The organism is Shewanella sp. 11B5, from assembly GCF_002836795.1.
Classification (GTDB): Bacteria; Pseudomonadota; Gammaproteobacteria; order Enterobacterales; family Shewanellaceae; genus Shewanella; species Shewanella frigidimarina.
In genome coordinates, this window is record NZ_PJAP01000607.1 from 1 (window position 1) to 3,891 (window position 3,891).

Annotated in this window: 4 protein-coding genes; all 4 read right to left on the reverse strand. The window is 43.0% G+C overall.

Annotation, left to right across the window (positions count from 1 at the left end; translation table 11 throughout):
- Nucleotides 1-291 precede the first annotated feature (291 nt).
- Nucleotides 292-1,578 (reverse strand): serine--tRNA ligase, encoded by a 1,287-nt coding sequence (gene serS / locus CXF78_RS14070; protein WP_102037153.1) that lies wholly within the window; start codon nt 1,576-1,578, stop codon nt 292-294.
- Between the two features lie 18 nt (nt 1,579-1,596).
- On the reverse strand, nt 1,597-1,971 hold the full coding sequence (gene crcB / locus CXF78_RS14075; RefSeq protein ID WP_102037154.1) for a fluoride efflux transporter CrcB: 375 nt from the start codon (nt 1,969-1,971) through the stop codon (nt 1,597-1,599).
- Nucleotides 1,964-3,295 carry a replication-associated recombination protein A gene (locus CXF78_RS14080; protein ID WP_102037155.1) on the reverse strand — a complete coding sequence of 444 codons (1,332 nt, stop codon included), beginning with the start codon at nt 3,293-3,295 and terminating at the stop codon, nt 1,964-1,966. Before CXF78_RS14080 ends, crcB begins: the two co-directional genes overlap by 8 nt.
- An 8-nt stretch (nt 3,296-3,303) precedes the next feature.
- Nucleotides 3,304-3,891 (reverse strand): outer membrane lipoprotein periplasmic chaperone LolA (gene lolA / locus CXF78_RS14085; protein WP_102037156.1); only part of this gene is annotated, 588 nt, incomplete at its 5' end.

Here is a 3,891-nt window from a genome sequence, read left to right on the forward strand (position 1 = left end):
AACCCATTGCTGGTTGTACCACCCCTTATAAATATGTGATCAACTCAAACTGAGTGACACAATTTCCAATACAACGTAGAAGTAAATATGTGCTTGCTGCGATACGGTAACGCCGTTAACACGATTTACGAATTATGGAGTTACTCAACGCGCTACAACATACAGGTCTTTTAGAACGACGAAGGTCTAAAGCTCTATCTTATACACGACTGACAATTAACACCCTAGCCACACTCAGAATGGACCGCGACTAGGACTCTATCAATTGGCCAATCATATTAGCCAATAACATTAACCAATCAGGCTTAAACCGCCCATGTATGGACGTAAAGCTTCAGGTACTGTGATGGTGCCATCTTGATTTTGATAGTTTTCAATTACGGCTACTAACGTACGGCCAACCGCTAAACCTGAACCATTTAAGGTGTGCAGTAAAGCAGGTTTGTTATCTGCTTTGCTACGATATCTAGCTTGCATTCTACGCGCCTGGAAATCTTTCATGTTTGAACATGATGAAATTTCACGGTAGGTATTTTGCGCAGGTAACCACACTTCTATATCAAAGGTTTTACTTGAGCCAAAGCCCATATCACCGGTACATAGCACCATAGTGCGGTACGGTAAGTTAAGTAACTGTAATACTTTTTCAGCATGCGAGGTAATTTCTTCCAATGCTTGCATTGAATGATCTGGATGAGCAATTTGCACTAATTCAACTTTGTCGAATTGATGCTGACGGATCAAACCACGGGTATCACGGCCATAAGAGCCCGCTTCACTGCGGAAACATGACGTTAACGCCGTCATTTTCATTGGCAGCTCACTTTCGTCCACTATCATATCGCGCACATAGTTGGTTAATGGCACTTCAGCAGTTGGGATAAGTGATAAACCTTGGCCTTCTTCAGTAGCGGGTTTAGTGTGGAATAAATCTTCGCCAAACTTAGGTAATTGGCCTGTGCCTAATAAGCTTTCTTCGTTAACCAATAACGGCACGTAAGCTTCGGTATAGCCGTGTTCAGTGGTGTGTAGGTCTAACATAAACTGACCTAAGGCACGATTTAAACGGGCAATTTGGCCACGCATGATAATAAAGCGTGAACCGGTAATTTTAACCGCACTTTTAAAGTCCAATCCGCCTAATGCTTCGCCTAAATCTAAATGATCTTTCACTTCAAAGTCGAATACTTTTGGGGTGCCCCAACGACGCACTTCAACATTGTCGTTTTCATCTGCGCCTACAGGAGCAGATTCGTCTGGCAAGTTTGGCATGCTCATGGCAATGCTATTGATCTGTTGCAACAACTCAGCAAGCTCAGCTTTCTTTGCATCTAGCTGCGCACCTAAATCACCCACTTGCGCCATAATGGAACTGGTATCTTCACCGCGTGCTTTAGCTTGACCAATCGACTTAGAGATTGCGTTACGCGATGCTTGCAAGTCTTCTGTAGCAACTTGTAGCGATTTACGCTTTTCTTCAAGTTTGGTCAAATTATCGACATCAAGAATAAAGCCACGAGTGGCTAAACGCTCGGCAGTAATTTCCAGTTCATTACGCAAAAATTTTGGATCTAGCATGTTGTGAGTTCTTTTTAGTTAAACACGTGAAAATATAAGCTGTTGACCTAAATACACCATAAAGAGACATAAGGTGACATTCAACAACACATTTAAAATAGCTTTATGCCATAAACCTTCTTGCAATAGCAGTAAGGTTTCATTCGAAAAAGTCGAAAACGTCGTTAATGCGCCTAATAGACCAATGCCAATAAGCGCTTTAATTTCAGGGCTAATATGACTCAATTGCCCTAGCGCATAAACGGCACCCATTAAAAACGATCCCAATAAATTGACTAACAGTGTACCAAAAGGAAAACTGGTTCCAAATACCTGGATCATAAAAATTGAAAGAAGATAGCGTAAAACTGCACCAATTGACCCACCTAATGCCACCAACAACACATTAGTCATAGCGTTTGTCCTCGCTTTGTTGATCAAGTTGGTTTAATTGGGCCAATTTATCTTGAATGCGTTTTTCAAAACCTCTGTTCGTGGGTTGATAAAATTGACTGTGTTGCAGTGATTCTGGAAAGTAATTTTCGCCCGCAGCATAAGCACCAGGTTCATTATGTGCATAACGATATTCTTTGCCAAAGCCGATGTCTTTCATCAGTTTGGTTGGCGCATTACGCAGATGGTTAGGCACAGGCTCGTGTCCGGTTTGTTTGGCTAACTCGCGAGCTGCACCAAATGCACTATAAACGGCATTACTTTTAGGAGCACTGGCTAAATACAATACGGCTTGTGCTATCGCTCGCTCACCTTCTGCAGGGCCAATGCGGTGATAACAATCCCAGGCATTAAGCGCTACAGTCATCGCTACTGGGTCGGCATTACCAATGTCTTCTGAGGCAATTGCTAATAAACGGCGGGCAACATATAAGGCATCGCCGCCACCTTCTAAAATACGGCAATACCAATACAAAGCGGCATCGGGCGCTGAACCCCGTACAGACTTATGTACGGCTGAAATTAAATCGTAAAATTGATCGCCATTTTTATCGTAACCCGCAGCTTGGTGTCCGGCAACTTGCGTCAGCATCTCTGTGGTAAACGCGCCAGCATCTGCCACTAAATCGCTCATTAACTCAAGCAAATTAAGCGCTTTACGTGCGTCACCATCACTTATGTCGGCCAATTGCTTGGCTACATCGGCAGGTAATATTAATTGGCGTTTACCCAAACCACGTTCAACATCGGCTAAAGCTTGAGTGACAATTAAGTTAATTTCGTCAGAGCTCAGGCGATTAATAAGGTAAACACGTGCACGCGACAATAATGCGTTATTGATTTCAAATGAGGGGTTTTCGGTGGTGGCACCGATAAAAATAACTGTGCCGTCTTCAATAAAAGGTAAAAATGCATCTTGCTGGCTTTTATTAAAACGATGAACTTCGTCGACAAATAACAAGGTACGTTGTCCGCGACTTTGGGCAATGGCTTTAGCTTGTTCTATAGCGGCACGAATGTCCTTTACGCCAGATGTTACCGCAGAAATACGTTCAACATGGGCGTTGGCATAATGGGCAATTAACTCTGCTAATGTGGTTTTTCCCGTACCGGGTGGGCCCCACAGCAACATCGAATGTGCTCGGTTTGCCTCTAGTGCCTTACGCAGAGGTTTACCTTCACCTAATAAATGTGCCTGACCAATGTATTCGCTAATGTCCCTTGGACGCATACGAGCAGCCAAGGGGCGAAAGTCTGGGGCAAAATCAAAACCTAAATTAGCCATAAAACGTCTTAGTTAGCTTGCTTTAAACGTTGATCGTCTATATCAACGTTATCAGGCACGGCAAACTTAAATATGTTTGCTTCGTTGTCTTTCACTTTACGTTGTTGAGTTAAGGCAAATTGACTTAGATTGCCTTGCTCGTCAGTTAAGTTAAATTTAACTAACTGGCTAGCTTCAAAACACACACTCACGGCAACAACATTGCTGTTAAGTTTTTTAGGTTGAATATCAAAACAGGTTGATTTTCCGCTTACGGCACGCTTAGTGACCGAATACTTAGCCCATGTGGCTTCGTCTCGATGCACTAACAAAGCCATAGGTGATGCATCAACGGCTTGAGCAACATCCATCACAGTCACTTCTTCCGCAAAAGGATTATAAATCCATAAATTAGCGCCATCAGCCACAATTAATGATTCGTCTGGCTGAGTTAAATGCCAGTAAAATTGATTCGGATACGCAAGTGCAAATACCCCGCTTCCAGTTTGAATAGGCTTACTGTTAATGTCAGTCACTTGCTGGGAAAATGTCGCATGTAAGCTATCAATATTAGATAGCTTAGTGCGTAATTCGGTTGCGTCATCGGCCATTGTGGC

What these genes read in the sequence shown, in the direction of transcription:
- crcB (WP_102037154.1), bottom strand. Translation starts at nt 1,971, where the DNA reads ATGACTAATGTGTTGTTGGTGGCATTAGGTGGGTCAATTGGTGCAGTT.
- serS (WP_102037153.1), bottom strand. Translation starts at nt 1,578, where the DNA reads ATGCTAGATCCAAAATTTTTGCGTAATGAACTGGAAATTACTGCCGAG.
- CXF78_RS14080 (WP_102037155.1), bottom strand. Translation starts at nt 3,295, where the DNA reads ATGGCTAATTTAGGTTTTGATTTTGCCCCAGACTTTCGCCCCTTGGCT.